The organism is Aureimonas frigidaquae (assembly GCF_001463905.1).
In the GTDB taxonomy this organism is placed as follows: Bacteria; Pseudomonadota; Alphaproteobacteria; order Rhizobiales; family Rhizobiaceae; genus Aureimonas; species Aureimonas frigidaquae.
Genome location: NZ_BBWR01000009.1, coordinates 52301 through 69612 on the forward strand (window position 1 = coordinate 52301; position 17312 = coordinate 69612).

At 67.1% G+C, this 17312-nt stretch carries 14 protein-coding genes; all 14 read left to right on the forward strand.

Features of this window, described 5'->3' with window-relative positions; all coding sequences use genetic code 11:
• The first annotated feature begins 4 nt into the window (after window positions 1-4).
• The 14 genes from AUL30_RS10240 to AUL30_RS10305 all read left to right on the forward strand — a co-directional run bounded on the left by AUL30_RS10240 (window position 5) and on the right by AUL30_RS10305 (window position 17295).
• Window positions 5-1456, forward strand: a complete 1452-nt coding sequence (locus AUL30_RS10240; RefSeq protein WP_062227791.1) for a UDP-N-acetylmuramoyl-L-alanyl-D-glutamate--2,6-diaminopimelate ligase — start codon at window positions 5-7, stop codon at window positions 1454-1456.
• On the forward strand, window positions 1453-2916 hold the full coding sequence (locus AUL30_RS10245) for a UDP-N-acetylmuramoylalanyl-D-glutamyl-2,6-diaminopimelate--D-alanyl-D-alanine ligase (protein WP_062227792.1): 1464 nt from the start codon (window positions 1453-1455) through the stop codon (window positions 2914-2916). Before AUL30_RS10240 ends, AUL30_RS10245 begins: the two co-directional genes overlap by 4 nt.
• 2 nt (window positions 2917-2918) lie before the next feature.
• Window positions 2919-4001, forward strand: a complete 1083-nt coding sequence (gene mraY, locus AUL30_RS10250; RefSeq protein ID WP_062227793.1) for a phospho-N-acetylmuramoyl-pentapeptide-transferase — start codon at window positions 2919-2921, stop codon at window positions 3999-4001.
• A 4-nt stretch (window positions 4002-4005) separates the two neighbouring features.
• Entirely contained in the window at window positions 4006-5400 is a 1395-nt protein-coding gene (murD, locus tag AUL30_RS10255) for a UDP-N-acetylmuramoyl-L-alanine--D-glutamate ligase (protein ID WP_062227794.1), read from the forward strand.
• Between the two features lie 4 nt (window positions 5401-5404).
• Window positions 5405-6574 (forward strand): FtsW/RodA/SpoVE family cell cycle protein, encoded by a 1170-nt coding sequence (locus AUL30_RS10260; protein ID WP_062227795.1) that lies wholly within the window; start codon window positions 5405-5407, stop codon window positions 6572-6574.
• A gap of 16 nt (window positions 6575-6590) precedes the next feature.
• Window positions 6591-7694, forward strand: a complete 1104-nt coding sequence (gene murG / locus AUL30_RS10265; RefSeq protein WP_062227796.1) for an undecaprenyldiphospho-muramoylpentapeptide beta-N-acetylglucosaminyltransferase — start codon at window positions 6591-6593, stop codon at window positions 7692-7694.
• 28 nt (window positions 7695-7722) lie between these two features.
• A complete protein-coding gene (murC, locus tag AUL30_RS10270; RefSeq protein WP_062227797.1) occupies window positions 7723-9138 on the forward strand; it encodes a UDP-N-acetylmuramate--L-alanine ligase in 1416 nt (471 codons plus the stop codon).
• Window positions 9135-10091 carry a UDP-N-acetylmuramate dehydrogenase gene (gene murB / locus AUL30_RS10275; protein WP_062227798.1) on the forward strand — a complete coding sequence of 319 codons (957 nt, stop codon included), beginning with the start codon at window positions 9135-9137 and terminating at the stop codon, window positions 10089-10091. Before murC ends, murB begins: the two co-directional genes overlap by 4 nt.
• A 120-nt stretch (window positions 10092-10211) precedes the next feature.
• Window positions 10212-11132, forward strand: coding sequence for a D-alanine--D-alanine ligase (locus tag AUL30_RS10280; protein ID WP_062227799.1), 921 nt, complete (start codon window positions 10212-10214; stop codon window positions 11130-11132).
• Window positions 11120-12034 (forward strand): cell division protein FtsQ/DivIB, encoded by a 915-nt coding sequence (locus AUL30_RS10285; RefSeq protein ID WP_083507843.1) that lies wholly within the window; start codon window positions 11120-11122, stop codon window positions 12032-12034. Before AUL30_RS10280 ends, AUL30_RS10285 begins: the two co-directional genes overlap by 13 nt.
• Window positions 12031-13359, forward strand: coding sequence for a cell division protein FtsA (ftsA, locus tag AUL30_RS10290; protein WP_062227800.1), 1329 nt, complete (start codon window positions 12031-12033; stop codon window positions 13357-13359). Before AUL30_RS10285 ends, ftsA begins: the two co-directional genes overlap by 4 nt.
• A gap of 132 nt (window positions 13360-13491) precedes the next feature.
• Window positions 13492-15015 (forward strand): cell division protein FtsZ, encoded by a 1524-nt coding sequence (gene ftsZ / locus AUL30_RS10295; protein WP_062227801.1) that lies wholly within the window; start codon window positions 13492-13494, stop codon window positions 15013-15015.
• Between the two features lie 300 nt (window positions 15016-15315).
• Window positions 15316-16260: a UDP-3-O-acyl-N-acetylglucosamine deacetylase gene (lpxC, locus tag AUL30_RS10300; RefSeq protein ID WP_157070062.1), complete on the forward strand. Its 945-nt coding sequence runs from the start codon at window positions 15316-15318 to the stop codon at window positions 16258-16260.
• A gap of 141 nt (window positions 16261-16401) precedes the next feature.
• Window positions 16402-17295: an outer membrane protein assembly factor BamD gene (locus AUL30_RS10305; protein WP_062227802.1), complete on the forward strand. Its 894-nt coding sequence runs from the start codon at window positions 16402-16404 to the stop codon at window positions 17293-17295.
• Window positions 17296-17312: the final 17 nt, after the last annotated feature.

Below are 17312 nucleotides of genomic sequence, written 5' to 3' on the forward strand. Positions count from 1 at the left end.
AGACATGAAACTCGCAGATCTTGCCAGCGGGCTGGCCGAAATGCCCGCGCATGCGAAAGACCTCGATGTCGATGGCCTGACGGCCGATTCGCGAGTGGTCCAGCCGGGCTTCCTCTTCGCCGCCCTGTCGGGCAGCCGGCGTGACGGCGCAAGCTTCGTCGAGGATGCCAGGGCGCGCGGGGCCGTGGCCGTGCTGGCGGGCGCGGACGCACCGGCCGACGGCGCCCTTCCGGTGCTGCGGGCGGACGATCCCCGCCATGCGCTGGCCGTGATGGCCGCACGCTTTTATGGCCGCCAGCCCGAAACGGTGGTGGCCGTCACGGGAACCAGCGGCAAGACCTCGATCGCCACCTTTACCCGGCAGATCTGGACGCGGGCGGGCCTGCCGGCCGCGTCCATCGGCACGACGGGCGTGGTCAGCCCGACGCGGGACGATTACGGCACCCTGACAACGCCCGATCCGGTCGCCCTGGCGCGTCTGATGGCCGAGCTCGCCGATGAAGGCGTTACCCATGCATCGATGGAGGCTTCCAGCCATGGCTTGTCGCAGCGCCGGCTGGACGGGGTCCGCCTTGCGGCGGCCGGCTTCAGCAATCTCGGCCGCGACCACATGGACTACCACCCGACGGTCGAACATTACTTCGCATCCAAGATGCGGCTCTTCGATACGCTTCTTTCGCCCGGCCGCCCGGCCGTGATCTTTTCCGACGATGCCTGGTCCGCCCAGGCGGTGGCGGCCGCGACCGCTGCGGGGCTCGACGTGCGACGCGTCGGGCGGAGCGGGGATATGCTGCGGCTCAAGCGCCTCGAGCACGAGCGCGCCCGCCAGAATGCCGAGATCGAGGCGGATGGCCGGCTCTACCGGATCGTCCTGCCGCTCGCCGGCGAATTCCAGATGGCCAACGCGCTGGTTGCCGCGGGGCTCGCCATCGCCACCGGAACGCCGGTGGAGGCCGCGCTCGGCGCGCTGGAACATCTGCGGGGCGCATCGGGCCGCCTCGACCTTGCCGGCACGCGCGCCGACGGCGTGCCCGTCTTCGTGGACTATGCTCACAAGCCGGAGGCTTTGGAAAACGTCCTTGCGGCCGTGCGTCCCTTCACGACGGGGCGGGTCATCGTTGTCTTCGGCTGCGGCGGCGACAGGGACCGCCTCAAGCGCCCCATCATGGGAGAGATCGCGACCCGCCTTGCGGATGTCGTGATCGTCACCGATGACAATCCGCGCTCCGAAGTACCTGCCTCCATCCGGGCCGAGATCATGGCGGCGGCGCCCGGCGCCACCGAAATCGGTGACCGCCGCGAGGCGATCCGCACGGCGGTTGGTATGGCGGAGCGTGGGGATACGGTCGTGGTGGCCGGCAAGGGGCACGAGATCGGCCAGACCGTGGGCGATACGACGCATCATTTCAGCGACCACGAGGAAGTGGCCAAGGCCGTTGCGGAGGTGAATGGATGACGGAACCGCTCTGGACCGGCGAGGCATTGCTGGCGGCGACCGGCGGGCGGCCGGTGGGAACGCTGCCCCCTTCGGTGAACGGACTGTCGATCGATTCGCGCAGCGTGGCGCCGGGCGAAGCCTTCTTCGCCATCAAGGGCGACCGCTTCGACGGGCATGACTTCCTGACCGCGGCGGCGGCGGCGGGCGCCGGCCTGCTGGTCGTATCGGAGCGCAAGCTGCCGGCGCTGCAACGCCTGACCCGGCCGCTCCTGGTGGTGGACGATGTCCTGAAGGCGCTGGAGCGCCTTGCCGCCGTGGCGCGCATGCGCAGCCGCGCCAAGGTCGTGGCCGTTACCGGAAGTGTCGGCAAGACCACGACCAAGGAAGCGCTGCGCCATGCACTTTCGGCCTGTGGCGAAGTTCATGCATCGGCCGCTTCCTTCAACAATCACTGGGGTGTGCCGCTGTCGCTCGCCCGCCTGCCGGAGACGGCCGATTACGCCGTCTTCGAAATCGGCATGAACCATCCGGGCGAGATCCGGCCCTTGACGCGGCTGGTGCAGCCGCATGTCGCCATCGTCACCCTGATCGCACCGGCGCATCTGGGCCATTTCCGCGACCTCGAGGAGATCGCCGATGCCAAGGCCGAGATCTTCGAGGGGGTCGTCGCCGGCGGTACGGCGGTCCTCAACGCGGACGATCCCTACGCCCCGCATCTGGCCGACCGCGCCCGGGAGGCCGGGGTGACGCGCATTGCTCATTTCGGCGAAGCGGGGATGGCCGACTACCGGCTGATCCGCTTCCAGAAGCTCGACGACAGCGCCAATATGGAAGCGCGCATCGACGGGACCAATGTCGATATTCGCCTGTTCAACGCCGGCCGGCATCTGGCACAGAACCTTCTGGCGGTACTGGGTGCGGTCGATCTGGTCGGGGCCGATCTTGCCACGGCGGCCGACGCCCTGTCCGACTGGCGCGTCGGCAAGGGGCGTGGCGCGCGTCACGATGTATCCCTGCCGCAGGGCGGCACCTTGCGCGTCATCGACGAAAGCTACAACGCCAACCCGGCATCCATGCGCGCGGCCATCGCCGTCCTGGGCGGAACCGAGCCACGCGGCGGCCGGCGCATCGCCGTGCTGGGCGATATGCTGGAACTGGGCGAAGACAGCGCCGCTTTGCACGCCGCGCTTGCCGAACCGCTTCTCGCCGCCGGCGTCGAGGCGGTCTTCCTGACCGGGCCTCAGTCACGCCCGCTGCTCGATGCCTTGGCCGGGCGGGCAGAGGTGCAATGGCTGCCCGACCTTGCCACCTTGCGCAAGGCCATCCTCGATGCCGTGCGCCCCGGCGACGTGGTCATGTTCAAGGCCTCGAACGGCATCGGCCTGTCGCGGCTGGTGGACGAACTCGTCGGTCCGCAGCAATCCCCGAACCATGGACCGGCGGCGCCCCATGGCGCCACCGTCAGCGGAGACGCCTAACCGTGCTGACCTATCTTGCCGCCCTGACGCCGGAGGCGCAGGTCTTCAACGTCTTCCGTTACATTACTTTCCGCACCGGCTCGGCGATGATCACCTCGTTCATCTTCGTCTTCCTGTTCGGCCCCTACATCATCGCCAATCTGCGCATACGCCAGGGGCGCGGCCAGCCGATCCGAGCGGACGGACCGCAGACGCATTTCAAGAAGGCCGGAACGCCCACCATGGGCGGGCTGATGATCCTGTCGGGGGTGATCGCGGCCACGCTGCTCTGGGCGGACCTGTCCAACCTTTATGTCTGGGCCGTGCTTCTGGTGACAGTCGGCTTCGGCGCCATCGGCTTCTACGACGACTACCTGAAGGTCACCAAACAGAGCCATAAGGGATTTTCGGGCAAGGCGCGGCTGACGCTCGAGTTCGTGATTGCGGGCATTGCCTCCGGGATCATCGTCTATGCCGGGACGGACCCGCTGGCGACATCCATCCCCGTGCCCTTCTTCAAGCAGTTTCTGCTCGATATCGGTATTTTCTACGTCGGTTTCGCGGCCTTCGTGATGGTCGGTGCCGGCAATGCAGTCAACCTGACGGACGGGCTCGACGGGCTCGCCATCGTGCCGATCATGATCGCAGCGGCGGCCTTAGGCCTCATCGCCTATCTGGCCGGCAACGCCAATTTCGCGAATTATCTGCAGATCCACTTCGTCCTCGGAACGGGCGAACTCGCCGTCCTGTGCGGGGCGGTCATCGGGGCCGGGCTCGGCTTCCTGTGGTTCAACGCGCCACCGGCCGCCATCTTCATGGGGGATACCGGCTCGCTCGCCCTCGGCGGCCTGACGGGCGCGGTCGCCGTGGCCACCAAGCACGAACTGGTGCTGGCGATCATCGGCGGGCTCTTCGTGATCGAGGCCTTGTCGGTCATCATTCAGGTCGCGAGCTTCAAGCTGACGGGCAAGCGCGTCTTCCTGATGGCGCCGATCCACCATCATTTCGAGAAGCTGGGCTGGACCGAAAGCCAGGTCGTCGTGCGCTTCTGGATCATCGCCTTCCTTCTGGCCTTTATCGGCCTGTCCACCCTGAAGCTGCGGTAAGCCCATGATCGCGGCGTCCTCCTTTCACGGTCTGCGGGTGGCCCTGTTCGGTCTGGGCGGATCCGGCCTTGCCACTGCACGCGCGCTGCAGGCCGGCGGCGCCGTCCTGACCGCCTATGACGACAACCCCTCCGCCGTCGAGGCTGCGGCGGGCGAGGGGATCGCCACGGGCGATCTGAAAGCGCTCGACTGGTCCGGCCTTTCGGCCCTGGTCCTGGCGCCCGGCGTTCCGCTGACCCATCCGCATCCGCACTGGACGGTGGAACGGGCACAGGCAGACAATGTGCCGGTGATCGGCGATATCGAGATCTTCTGCCGCGAGCGGGCGCGCCGCGCGCCACACGCACCCTTCATCGCCATCACCGGCACCAACGGCAAGTCGACGACGACGGCGCTGATCGCACATTGCCTGGCGGCGAGCGGGCGCGATACGCAGCTCGGTGGCAATATCGGTGTTCCGGTCCTGTCGCTGGAGCCCCCGCATGACGACCGCTTCCACGTGGTGGAATGCTCCTCCTACCAGATCGATCTGGCACCCGGACTCGCCCCCTCGGTGGGTCTTCTCCTGAACCTGTCGCCCGATCATCTGGACCGGCACGGGACGATGGAGCACTACGCGGCCGTCAAGGAGCGTCTGGTCGCCGGGGCGGAGACCGCCGTGATCGGCATGGACGATCCGGCCAGCGCGGCCATCGCCGACCGGCTTAAGGCGGCGGGGCGTCATGTCCTGCGCATATCCCATACGGTGCAGCCGGGCGCCGATTTCTGCTTCGACGGCACGGATGTTCTGCGGCGGGAGGGCGGCCTTCTGTCCGGCCGGTTCCGCATTGCCGGGATCGGCTCGCTGCGCGGCCGGCACAACGGCCAGAATGCGGCGGCCGCCATCGCCGCCCTGTCGGCAGCCGGCATGTCGGACGATGACATCCAGTCCGGCCTCGAAAGCTTTCCGGGCCTGGCGCACCGCATGGAACAGGTGGGCCATATGGGCGAGGTCCTGTTCATCAACGATTCCAAGGCGACCAATGCGGATGCGGCAGCACCGGGGCTGGCAAGCTTCGACAGGATCCACTGGATCGCCGGCGGCCTGCCGAAGGCAGGCGGCATCGAACCGCTGCAGCCGCTCTTCGACCGTATTGCCAAGGCCTATCTGATCGGTGAGGCCGCGCCCGCTTTCGCGGCGACTCTTGGTAAACGAATTCCTTACGAAATCTCCGGTACATTGGATCAGGCCGTGCAAAGCGCGGCCCGCGATGCGTCTGGCACCGGTGGGGAGGAGGTCGTCCTCCTGTCTCCCGCCTGTGCGAGTTTCGATCAGTTCCGCAATTTCGAGGTAAGGGGGGCGGCCTTCCGCGATGCGGTCGCCGCCTTGCCCGGGTTCAAACCCGTTCCGAAAGGGTAAGGCCATGGCCGTGAGCCGCGCAAAGAAGGGGCTGATCGCCGACTGGTGGTGGTCGATCGACCGCTGGTTGCTCGCTGCCTTCCTCATCCTGATGCTGGGGGGCATGATGCTGTCCTTCGCGGCCAGCCCGCCCGTGGCCGAGCGCATCGGGCTGGAGCCGTTCCACTTCGTCAAGCGGCATGCCGTCTTCCTGATTCCCTCCATCGCGGCCATGCTCGCCACCTCGCTGCTCACGCCGCATGGCATCCGCCGCATGTCGCTGATCATGCTCGTCATGGCGCTGGTGACCATGGTCCTGGCGCTCTTCTTCGGCATGGAGGTCAAGGGCGCCCGCCGCTGGATGTATTTCGGCCCCTTCGGCGTGCAGCCGTCCGAATTCATGAAGCCGGCCTTCGTCGTGGTCTGCGCCTGGCTCTTCGCCGAGCGGGCGCGCCGGCCCGACGTGCCCGGCAATCTGCTTTCGCTGATCCTTCTGATCGTGGTGGCGGCGCTGCTCGTGGCCCAGCCAGACCTTGGCCAGACGATCCTGACGGCCGGCGCCTGGGGCGGCCTGTTCTTCATGGCCGGCATGCCCTGGCTGTGGATCGTGGCGCTCGGCTCGGTGGCCGGCGTCGGCTTCTTCGGCGCCTACCTGACCTTCAGCCACGTGGCGAGCCGCATCGACCGCTTCCTGACCGGAGAGGGCGATACGTTCCAGACCGATACGGCGCGCGAGGCGATCATGCGTGGCGGCTGGTTCGGGCAGGGGCCGGGCGAGGGCACCGTCAAGCGCATCCTGCCGGACAGCCACACCGACTTCGCCTTCTCGGTCATTGCCGAGGAGTTCGGCATCGTCACCTGCATGCTGCTCGCGGCGGTGTTCTGCTTCGTGGTCGTGCGCGGGCTGCAGGTCGCCTTCCAGCAGCGCGATGCCTTCACGCGGCTTGCCATTTCCGGCCTCGTCATGATGTTCGGCATGCAATCCATCATCAACATGGCGGTGAACCTGCAGCTCATGCCGGCCAAGGGCATGACGCTGCCCTTCATCTCCTATGGCGGGTCGTCCATGCTGGCCGTCGCGATCTCGGCAGGTTTCGTCCTGGCGCTGACGCGCAAGCGGGCCGAGAACTCGTCCCAGACCGACCGGCTCATGACGCGCACGCTCGCGCTCAACACCGCGCTCGATGCGCGCTGAAGGAACAGGCGGGGGCATGGCGAAGACTGTACTCATCGCGGCCGGCGGCACGGGCGGGCATCTCTTTCCGGCCGAAGCGCTGGCGCACGAGCTGACCCGCCGGGGCCATACGGTGCATCTGGCGACGGACGCGCGGGCCAACCGCTTCGCCGGCCGTTTCCCGGCGGCGGAGGTCCATGTCGTGCCGTCGGCCACCTTCGGCTCGCGCAATCCGGTTGCTGTCCTGCGCACGCTCGTCAAGCTGTGGACGGGCCTGCGCACGGCCAGCGCGCTTCTGCGGGCGCTCAAGCCCGATGTGACGATCGGCTTCGGCGGCTACCCTTCCGTGCCGCCGGTCCTGGCCGCCACGCAGGCCGGCTGGCCGTCGATGATCCATGAACAGAACGCCGTCATGGGCCGCGCCAACCGGTTCCTCGCCAAGCGCGTCAGGACCATCGCGGCCGGCATTCCGCTGGATAGCGCGCCGGCCGAACTCGCCGCCAAGATCGTCGTGACAGGCAATCCCGTGCGGCCGGCCGTCCTGTCCGCCGCGCAGGCGCCCTATGCACCGAGCGGGCCCGGCGATCCCTTCCATCTGGTGGTGTTCGGCGGCAGCCAGGGCGCATCCTTCTTTTCGCAGGCCCTGCCGGCTGCCATAGGGCAACTGCCGGAGGCGCTCCGGCAGCGCCTTGTCGTGACCCAGCAGGCCCGCACGGACGACGAGACCGCCGTGCGCGAGGCCTATGCCGCCATGGGCATTCCGGCCGAGGTATCGCCCTTCTTCGGCGACATGGCGGAGCGGATCGGCCGTGCGCATCTCGTAATCAGCCGTTCCGGCGCGTCCACCGTCTCGGAGCTGGCCGTCATCGGCCGGCCGTCCATCCTGGTGCCCTATCCCTATGCGCTGGATCACGACCAGGCCGCCAATGCGGCGCGGCTGGAGCGCCAGGGCGGAACCATCGTCGCCCGCCAGGCCGATCTGTCGCCCGAGCGGCTGGCCGGCATGATCGGCGCTATCGCGTCCGATCCGCAGGACGCGGCCCGCATGGCGGCCGCGGCGCAGGCCACCGGCATTCCCGATGCTGCGGCATTGCTGGCAGACCTCGTTGAGGCTATGCCCTCGCGCAGAACCAGCCGTTGAAGATCGACGGAATGAAAGGACATGCCTCATGAAGATGCCGCGCAATATCGGACCGGTTCACTTCATCGGAATCGGCGGCATCGGCATGAGCGGCATCGCCGAGGTGCTGGTCACCCTCGGCTACACGGTCCAGGGCTCTGACCAGAGCGAGAACGCCAATGTCCAACGGCTGCGCGACAAGGGCGTGACGGTGCATATCGGCCATGATGCGGCCAATCTCGGCCAGGCCGAAGTGGTCGTGGTGTCGACGGCGATCCGCCGGGACAACCCCGAACTCGCCGCGGCGCGGGGCCGGCTCCTGCCCATCGTGCGGCGCGCCGAAATGCTGGCCGAGCTGATGCGTTTCCGCCAGGCCATCGCCATCGGCGGCACGCACGGCAAGACGACGACCACCTCCATGGTGGCGACGCTGCTCGATGCCGGCGGCATGGACCCGACCGTCGTCAATGGCGGCATCATCAACGCCTACGGCACCAATGCGCGCATGGGCGCGGGCGACTGGATGGTGGTGGAGGCGGACGAGTCCGACGGAACCTTCCTCAAGCTGCCGGCCGATGTGGCGGTCGTCACCAATATCGATCCCGAGCATCTCGACCATTACGGCAGCTTCGACAAGGTGCGTGAAGCGTTCCGGGCCTTTGTCGAGAACGTGCCCTTCTACGGCTTCGCCGTCATGTGCCTGGACCATCCGGAGGTGCAGAAGCTCGTCGCGCAGATCGAGGATCGGCGTGTGATCACCTATGGTGAAAACCCGCAGGCCGATGCGCGCTTCTTCAACGTGCGTTCCGTGGGTGGCAAGTCCACCTTCGACGTGGAACTGCGCGATCGTATCACCGACGCATCGGAGACGATGCGCGACCTGGTGCTTCCCATGCCGGGCCGCCACAACATCTCCAACGCCACGGCGGCCATTGCCACGGCGCATCAGCTGGGGATGACGCAGGCCGATATCCGCAAGGGGCTGGGCGCCTTCGGCGGGGTCAAGCGGCGCTTCACCCATACGGGCACCGTCAACGGGATCGAGATCTTCGACGATTACGGCCACCACCCGGTCGAGATCCGCGCCGTCCTATCGGCCGCCCGATCGGCGGCGACGGGCCGGGTGATCGCCGTCGTCCAGCCGCACCGCTTCACGCGGTTGCAGAGCCTGTTCAACGATTTCGCGGCCTGTTTCAACGATGCCGATACGGTGGTGCTCGCGCCCGTTTACGCGGCGGGGGAAGACCCCATTCCCGGCATCAACTCCGAAACGCTGGTCGATACGCTCAAGCTCGGCGGCCACCGCGATGCGCGCCTGATCGGCGGCCCGGCCGAACTGGCGCCGCTCATCGCCTCCATCGCCGCGCCGGGTGACATGGTCGTGTGCCTTGGCGCCGGCTCCGTGACGCAATGGGCCTATGCGCTCCCCAAAGAACTGGAAGCCCTGGCCGCGGAACGGGCATGATGGACGGCGCACGGCTTTTGACGGCCCTGGACCTGCCGCCGCTGCGCGGCAAGCTGTCCGCCGATGCGCCGATGGACAAGGTAACCTGGTTCCGCACCGGTGGCCCGGCCGAACTCCTGTTCCAGCCCGCGGATGAAGAGGACCTCGCCGCATTCCTGGCTGCCGTTCCGGACGAGATCGCCGTAACGGTGGTGGGGATCGGCTCCAACCTGATGGTGCGCGATGGCGGAATCCCCGGCATCGTCATCCGGCTGCCGCCCAAGGGCTTCGGCACCGTCGCGCCGGAGGGCCCGGGGCTCCTGCGTGCCGGGGCCGGCGCCTCGGACAAGCGGGTCGCCGCCGTGGCGCTGGAACTTGGCCTTGGCGGTTTCCACTTCCTGCACGGCATACCGGGATCGATCGGCGGCGCCCTGCGCATGAATGCCGGGGCGAACGGGGTCGAGACCGCCGAGCGGTTCATTTCTGCCCGGGCGATCGACCGCCGGGGACGGCTGGTCGATCTGACCGCCGCCGACATGGCCTTTCGCTACCGCCATTGCGATGCCGATGCGGGGCTTATCTTCACCTCTGCGCTCTTTAGCGGGCCACAGACCGCGCCGGAGACGATCCGCCAGGCCATGGACGATGTGCAGGCCCACCGCGAAGCGGCGCAGCCCGTGCGCGAGAAGACGGGCGGATCGACCTTCAAGAACCCGCCTGGTACCTCCGCCTGGGCAGAGGTCGACAAGGCCGGCTGCCGGGGCCTCAGCATCGGCGATGCGCAGATGTCTCAGATGCATTGCAACTTCATGATCAATCGCGGCGCGGCATCGGCCCATGACCTGGAGCTGCTGGGAGAGACGGTGCGCCGCCGCGTCTACGAGGCGTCGGGCATCGTTCTGGAATGGGAGATCCAAAGGATCGGCCTGCCGTTGGACGGGCGGGACGTGGCCCCGTTCCAACCTCCGCGTTGACGGCGGGCCCGCATATGACCTTACGATTTTCTTAGCTTCGCCACACTCGGTTAACCAGCGCTTAACCATCCGCACAGCATGAATGGGCTCTGTAACCTTTGGTGAAGGAGTTCGGTTTCGATGCAGCGGCATGTGGCGGTCCTGATGGGCGGGATGTCGAGCGAAAGGCCGGTGAGCCTTTCCTCCGGCAATGCCTGTGCCGATGCGCTGGAGGCGGAAGGCTATCGCGTCACGCGTGTCGACGTGGGCCGCGATATCGCCTCGGTCCTGTCGGAACTGAAGCCCGACGTCGCCTTCAATGCCCTGCATGGCCCCTTCGGAGAAGACGGCACCATCCAGGGCATTCTGGAGTTTCTGGAAATTCCCTACACGCATTCGGGCGTGCTGGCCTCGGCCCTGGCGATGAACAAGGTCAAGGCCAAGACGGTTGCCGTGGCGGCGGGCGTCGGCGTTGCCGAGCAGCTCCTGGTGGACCGGCTGGAGATCGCCCGCCGGCACGTCATGCAGCCGCCCTATGTGGTCAAGCCCATCTGCGAAGGGTCGAGCTTCGGCGTGGTGATCGTGCGGGACGGGCAGGAGCACCCTCCGCAGCAGCTTTCCGACCCGGCATGGGGCTTCGGTGACATGGTCCTTGTGGAGCGCTTCGTGCCCGGCCGGGAACTGACCTGCGCCGTGATGGGCGATGAAGTCCTCGGCGTCTGCGAGATCGTGTCCAACGACCATGCCTTCTACGACTACGATGCCAAATACGCGCCCGGCGGCTCGTCCCACATCATTCCGGCCGAGCTGGATGCAGAGGTGACGGCGCGGGTCCAGGACTGGTCGCTGGCGGCGCATCGCGCCATCGGGTGCCGGGGCGTCTCGCGCTCGGACTTCCGCTACGATCCTTCGGCCGGCAGCGACGGCGTCGTCTGGCTGGAGATCAATACCCAGCCCGGCATGACCTCCACCTCTCTCGTGCCCGATATCGCGGCTGCCGGCGGACTGCCCTTTGGCAAGCTGCTCGACTGGATGGTGAGGGACGCATCATGCCGCCGGTAAGGGGAATCGGCCGGGCCGACCATTCCGACATGCGGCCGACCGGCCGCCTCGCCATGCGCACGCAGATCGCCATGCGCCGGTTGGCCGGTTATGCGCGCGTCTGCCAGGCGCTGCCGCTGCCGCGCTTTTCGGTTCTGGCCACGCTGGTGCTGGGCTCTTCGGCGCTCTACGGCATGTCGAGCGGCGGCCACACGACGCAGGTCATCGATGCTTTGGCCGAACCGGTCGGCTTCGCCATCGAGCAGGTGGATGTGACCGGCGCGTCGGAAACATCGCAGATCGATATTCTGCAGACCATCTACGGCGTCGGCGCGCAGACCCTGCCGGGGCTGGATGTCGATGCGGCGCGCATGGCGCTGGAAGCCATGCCCTGGATCGCCTCGGCCAGCGTGACGAAGGTCTATCCCGGCCAACTCCTCGTGGAGGTGACCGAGAAGCAGCCCTTCGCCATCTGGCAGCGTGGACAGGACCTGACCATCATCGACCGCAACGGCGTGGCGATCGTGCCCTTTGCGACGACGCGCTTCACCGAACTGCCGCTGGTGGTGGGTGAGGGCGCTGATACCACGGCTGCGGCGTTCCTGGACAATATTGAACTCGTGCCGGAGCTCAAGCCGCGGGTGCGTGCCTATGTGCGCGTTGGCTCGCGCCGCTGGGACCTGCGGCTCGACAATGGCGTGACGGTGCGCCTGCCCGAGGAAGACGCCATCGAGGCGGCGGCCGAAGTGGTGCGCATGGACCGCAGCTACGGTCTTCTGTCGCGCGACATCGCCGCCGTGGACATGCGCCTGACCGACAGGGTCACCGTCAAGCTGACGCCCGAGGCCAAGGCCCGGCGCGATGCGATGCTGGCGGAACGCGAAAAGCTTGCCAAGCAGGCCAAGAGGGGGAATCCGGCATGAGCCTTTTCCTGGGCAGGAAAGATGCCCTGCCGCGCATTGAGAAACTGTCGCAGCGGCGCACGCATCTCTTCTCCATCCTCGATGTCGGATCGTCGAAGGTCACGTGCCTGATCGCCCGGCTGAAGCCCCGGCCGGAAAGCGAAGTCCTGCCGAACCGGACGCATGTGGCGGAAGTCATCGGCATCGGCCACCAGCGCTCGCGGGGCATCAAGTCCGGCGTGGTGGTGGATATCTCGGCTGCCGAACAGTCGATCCGCGCCTGCGTCGACGCGGCCGAACGGCAGGCCGGGCTGACCATCGAGAGCCTCATCGTCTCGGTCACCGCCGGCCGGCTGAAGAGCCTGCGCGGCAAGGCGGAGCTGACCATTGCGGGCAACGAGGTGGGGCCGTCCGATCTGCGCCGCGTCCTGAACCAGGCCGCCCGCACCCAGATGGCGCCGGGCCGCGTCGCCTTGCATTCGGTGCCCTTCGACATGGCGCTCGACGGAGAGGCCGGGCTGGACGATCCGCTCGGCATGGTCGGGGAAGTGCTGGGCGCCGAACTGCATGTGTTGACGGCGGAGGAAACCCCGCTGCGCAACCTCGAAGCGGCGATCAACCGCGCGCATCTGGTGGTCGAGGCCTTCGTCGCCGCGCCCTATGCATCGGGCCTGGCGACCCTGGTGGAGGACGAGGCCAAGATGGGCTCGGCCTGCATCGACATGGGCGCCGGCACGACGACGATCTCGATCTTCCAGAACGGCCATTTCGCCTATGCGGATGCGGTCGCCATGGGTGGGCAGCACATCACCATGGATTTGGCCCGCGGCCTGTCCATCCGCCCCGAACAGGCCGAGCGCCTCAAGGTCATGCACGGCAACGCGCTGACCGAGTTGATGGAAGACGGCGAGCCGGTGACGGTCGAGCCCCTCAGCGACGATGACGGAGAGGGCGAGATCCACGTCTCGCGCTCGCTCATCGCCCGCATCGTGCGGCCGCGTGTCGAGGAAACGCTGGAGCTGATCCGCGACCGGCTGGCCAATTCCGGGCTCGGCCACGTGATCGGCAAGCGCGTCGTTCTGACCGGCGGGGCCAGCCAGCTTTCGGGCATGGCCGGCGCGGCGCATGACATCCTCCAGCGCAATGTGCGCCTGGGGCGGCCGGTCGGTGTCGCCGGCCTGTCGACCACCAACAAGAGCCCGATCTTCTCCACCTCCGTCGGGCTTCTGATCTACCCGCAGATCGCCTGGCAGGAATATGTGGCCGAGAATTCGCCCCTCGATTTCGCCTTCGACGAGACGACGCGCGTCGGGCGCATCGGCTCATGGCTGCGGCGAAGTTTTTGATGATTTGAAGCAGGGGCCGCAAGTTTCAGGCGGGCCTTGCGGGATACGGTGCCTTCACACGCACTGGCAGACTTTAGCAACGAATTTGGGCCGGCGCGCCGAGGCGGCCAACTGCGAAAAGGGAAACTGGATATGAGCATCAACCTGCAGAAGCCGGATATCACGGAACTCAAGCCCCGCATCACGGTGTTCGGTGTCGGCGGCGGTGGCTGCAACGCCGTCAACAACATGATCAATGCCGGCCTGGAAGGCGTCGAGTTCGTCATCGCCAACACCGATGCGCAGGCTCTGCGGTCCTCCCGCGCGGAGCGTGTCATCCAGATGGGCGTCGCCGTGACCGAGGGTCTAGGCGCCGGCTCGCAGCCGGAAGTCGGCCGCGCCGCCGCCGAGGAATCACTGGACGAAATCTGCGACCATCTCCTCGGCTCGCATATGTGCTTCGTCACCGCCGGCATGGGCGGCGGCACCGGCACGGGAGCGGCCCCGGTGGTTGCCCGCGCCGCGCGTGAAAAGGGCATCCTGACGGTCGGCGTCGTGACCAAGCCCTTCCACTTCGAAGGCCAGCGCCGCCTGCGCATCGCCGAACAGGGCATCGAGGAACTGCAGAAGAACGTCGATACGCTCATCGTCATTCCGAACCAGAACCTGTTCCGCATCGCCAACGACAAGACCACCTTCGCCGATGCCTTCGGCATGGCGGACCAGGTCCTCTATTCCGGCGTCGCCTGCATCACCGACCTGATGGTCAAGGAAGGCCTCATCAACCTCGACTTCGCGGACGTTCGCTCCGTGATGCGCGAAATGGGCAAGGCCATGATGGGCACCGGCGAAGCCTCCGGCGAAGGCCGTGCCATGGCCGCGGCGGAAGCCGCCATCGCCAACCCGCTGCTGGACGAAACCTCGATGAAGGGCGCCAAGGGCCTGCTCATCTCCATCACCGGCGGTCGTGACCTGACGCTGTTCGAGGTCGACGAAGCCGCGACCCGCATCCGCGAAGAAGTCGACCAGGACGCCAACATCATCCTGGGCGCCACCTTCGACGAGAACCTGGAAGGCGTGATCCGCGTGTCGGTCGTGGCCACCGGCATCGACAAGACAGCCGCCGAGGCCTTCGACCGCGAGCCGCACGTCAAGCAGACGCCGGCCGTGGCCCGTCCGGCCGCCGCTGCTCCCGCTGCTCCGGCTCCGCGTCCCGCTCATGAGATTCCGTCCTTCCATCAGGGTGCACCGGCGCCGGCCGCCGCTGCGCCGCTCGAGCTGGAGGACGATTTCACCAATGCGCTGGAGCAGGAATTGTCGCAGGTCGCCGCGCCGACCCCGCAGCGTGCACATGCCCCGCAGCAGACCCGCATGCCCCGCGTCGACGAGTTTCCGCCGATGGTGCAGTCGGAGATGGAGCGCCGCGGCGGTGTCGAGCACGAGCCGGTCGAAGAGCGCGGTGCGCTCGGACTGATCCGCAAGCTGACCAGCGGCCTGTCGCGCCGCGAGGAAGAGCCGGAAGCCTATGCCGAGCGCCGTGCGCAGCCGGAGCACAACCCCTACGCGCCGCGCCGCGTGGCGGCTGACTCGGCGGCCCGTCCGGTGAGCCAGGTTCGGCCCCAATCCGACGACGAGCAGCTCGAAATCCCCGCTTTCCTGCGCCGCCAGTCCAGCTAAGCGGTTCGCGACTTCACAAAATCGTCGCAAGCTTTGACCGGGTCCGCCTCTCACGAGGCGGGCCCGTTCTACTTAAGGTATTGCAAAGTAACGCTTTTACCCCCGGTTAAGCTTGTGCCCGGTAACATGGGGAAAAGAAGCGTGATTTGGCCCTAAGGGCCTCAAATCCTAGTTTCCCGGCAACGTGATGGTTTCGCTCCGCCTTTATGCGTGGAGCGGCGCCCGGGCTCCGCCCGACATGCTTCTTGCAGCGCATGGCATGGCAGTGGACAACCCGCGGGTGTGATCAAGGATTTGAGTGTGGCCAGGCAGCAGCAAACGATCGGAGCCAGCATCGGCTTTCGTGGGGTCGGCGTTCACAGCGGCGAAGCGGTCGAGATGACGCTGCATCCCGCCGACGCCGGGACCGGCGTGGTCTTCCACCTGGCGGGGCCGTCCGGACGCGTCCGTGAGATCGCCGCCGTATCGGCCAATGTTTCCTCCACCGATCTCGCCACCGTGGTCGGCGAGCCGGGCGGACCGCATGTCGCCACGATCGAGCACCTGATGGCCGCGCTCTACGCCATGGATGTCGACAATGTCGTCATCGAAATGGATGGCGGCGAAATCCCGATCATGGATGGCTGTTCGCATGCCTTCGTCCAGGCCATGGAAGAGGCGGGAATCGTGCAGCAGCGCGTCGCGCGCCGCTATGTCCGTGTTCTGCGCCCGATCCGGGTGGAGATGGGTGGAGCCTTCGGGGAGTATCGCCCGCACGACGGAACGCGCTTCGAGATCGAGATCGATTTTGCCTCCGGCGCAATCGGCCGGCAGAGCTTTGCGGGCGACCTGACCCCTGCCATGTTCCGCGACGAGATTTCCCGTGCGCGCACCTTCGGCTTCATGAAGGATGTCGAGCGGCTCTGGGCCTCCGGCCATGCGCTCGGCTCCTCGCTCGAGAATTCGGTGGTGATCGGCGATGACGACCGCATCATCAATCCAGGTGGCCTGCGCTACAAGGACGAGTTCGTGCGCCACAAGACGCTCGACGCGATCGGCGATCAGGCGCTGGCTGGCGCGCGTATCCTGGGTTGCTACCATTCCTATCGCGGCGGGCATCGGCTGAACGCCATGGCCTTGCAGGCCCTCCTGTCCGATCCCACGGCCTACGAGATCGTCGAGCTGCCGATGCGGACGGGCACGCGGGCGCGCCCGGAGCCGGCCGTCGCCGTTGCCGCGCCGGCCTACGAAGCGCAGAAGCTTTAGGCGCACGGATCGCGGTGCCGCCGGTCCGCCTCAAAAAAGGCGCGTTGGAAAGGCCTTGAAACATTGTCGGCTGCCGTCCTGACAAGTAGAAGGGCGTTGGCGGATCATCCGCCGCCGGAATGCAGCAGGGGAAACGTTTCTATGCGCCAGTTCTTGCCCAATCATGGCCGGTTCGCCGTCACGCGGTCGCTGGCTGCGGTCTTGCTCGCGGGTTCCGTGGTCGGACTGTCCGGCTGCATGTCCGGCAAGGACACCGATATCGATGCGCTCGCCCTGGCATCGCAGACCGAGCCGGCCGATGTCCTGTACAATCAGGGCCTGGCCAATCTGGAAGCCGGCCGCCTGGGCGAAGCCGCCGCCAAGTTCGAAGCGATCGACCGGCAGCACCCCTATTCGGAATGGGCGCGCAAGGCGCTCGTGATGCGCGCCTTCACCTCCTACCGCAATGGCGATTACGACGAGGCCGTCTCCTCCGCACGGCGTTACCTGTCATTGTATCCCGGCTCGGACGAGGCAGCCTACGCGCAGTATATCATCGGCCTGTCCTATTACCGGCAGATCCCGGAAGTCACCCGCGACCAGACCGACACGATCCGCGCCGCCGCCGCCATGCAGGAGGTCGTCGATCGCTACCCCGATTCCGAATATGCCCCCGATGCCCGCGTCAAGCTGCGCGAAGCGCGCGACCAGCTCGCCGGCAAGGAAATGCAGGTCGGCCGCTACTACCTGGAGCGGCGCAACTACATCGGCGCGGTGAACCGCTTCAAGACCGTGGTCGATACGTTCGGCCAGACCCGCCATGTCGAGGAAGCGCTCTACCGCCTGGTCGAGGCGAATTTGGCCATGGGCATCCGCCCGGAGGCACAGGCCGCGGCATCGGTGCTCGGCCAGAACTTCCCCGAATCGGAGTGGTACAAGAATGCCTATGCGCTCCTGCAGCGCGAAGGGCTCGAGCCGCAGGCCGCCAACCAGGGCTCCTGGTTCGGCAATGCCACGCGGCGCCTGGCCGGCGGCGGCGCGGCTCCTCAGGGCTGACGCCGCCAGGAGCCGGG

Bases quoted from the DNA above. Each gene is read 5' to 3' on its own strand.
- AUL30_RS10240 (WP_062227791.1), top strand. From the start codon at position 5: ATGAAACTCGCAGATCTTGCCAGCGGGCTGGCCGAAATGCCCGCGCAT.
- AUL30_RS10245 (WP_062227792.1), top strand. From the start codon at position 1,453: ATGACGGAACCGCTCTGGACCGGCGAGGCATTGCTGGCGGCGACCGGC.
- murD (WP_062227794.1), top strand. From the start codon at position 4,006: ATGATCGCGGCGTCCTCCTTTCACGGTCTGCGGGTGGCCCTGTTCGGT.
- AUL30_RS10260 (WP_062227795.1), top strand. From the start codon at position 5,405: ATGGCCGTGAGCCGCGCAAAGAAGGGGCTGATCGCCGACTGGTGGTGG.
- murG (WP_062227796.1), top strand. From the start codon at position 6,591: ATGGCGAAGACTGTACTCATCGCGGCCGGCGGCACGGGCGGGCATCTC.
- murC (WP_062227797.1), top strand. From the start codon at position 7,723: ATGAAGATGCCGCGCAATATCGGACCGGTTCACTTCATCGGAATCGGC.
- murB (WP_062227798.1), top strand. From the start codon at position 9,135: ATGATGGACGGCGCACGGCTTTTGACGGCCCTGGACCTGCCGCCGCTG.
- AUL30_RS10280 (WP_062227799.1), top strand. From the start codon at position 10,212: ATGCAGCGGCATGTGGCGGTCCTGATGGGCGGGATGTCGAGCGAAAGG.
- AUL30_RS10285 (WP_083507843.1), top strand. From the start codon at position 11,120: ATGCCGCCGGTAAGGGGAATCGGCCGGGCCGACCATTCCGACATGCGG.
- ftsA (WP_062227800.1), top strand. From the start codon at position 12,031: ATGAGCCTTTTCCTGGGCAGGAAAGATGCCCTGCCGCGCATTGAGAAA.
- ftsZ (WP_062227801.1), top strand. From the start codon at position 13,492: ATGAGCATCAACCTGCAGAAGCCGGATATCACGGAACTCAAGCCCCGC.
- AUL30_RS10305 (WP_062227802.1), top strand. From the start codon at position 16,402: ATGCGCCAGTTCTTGCCCAATCATGGCCGGTTCGCCGTCACGCGGTCG.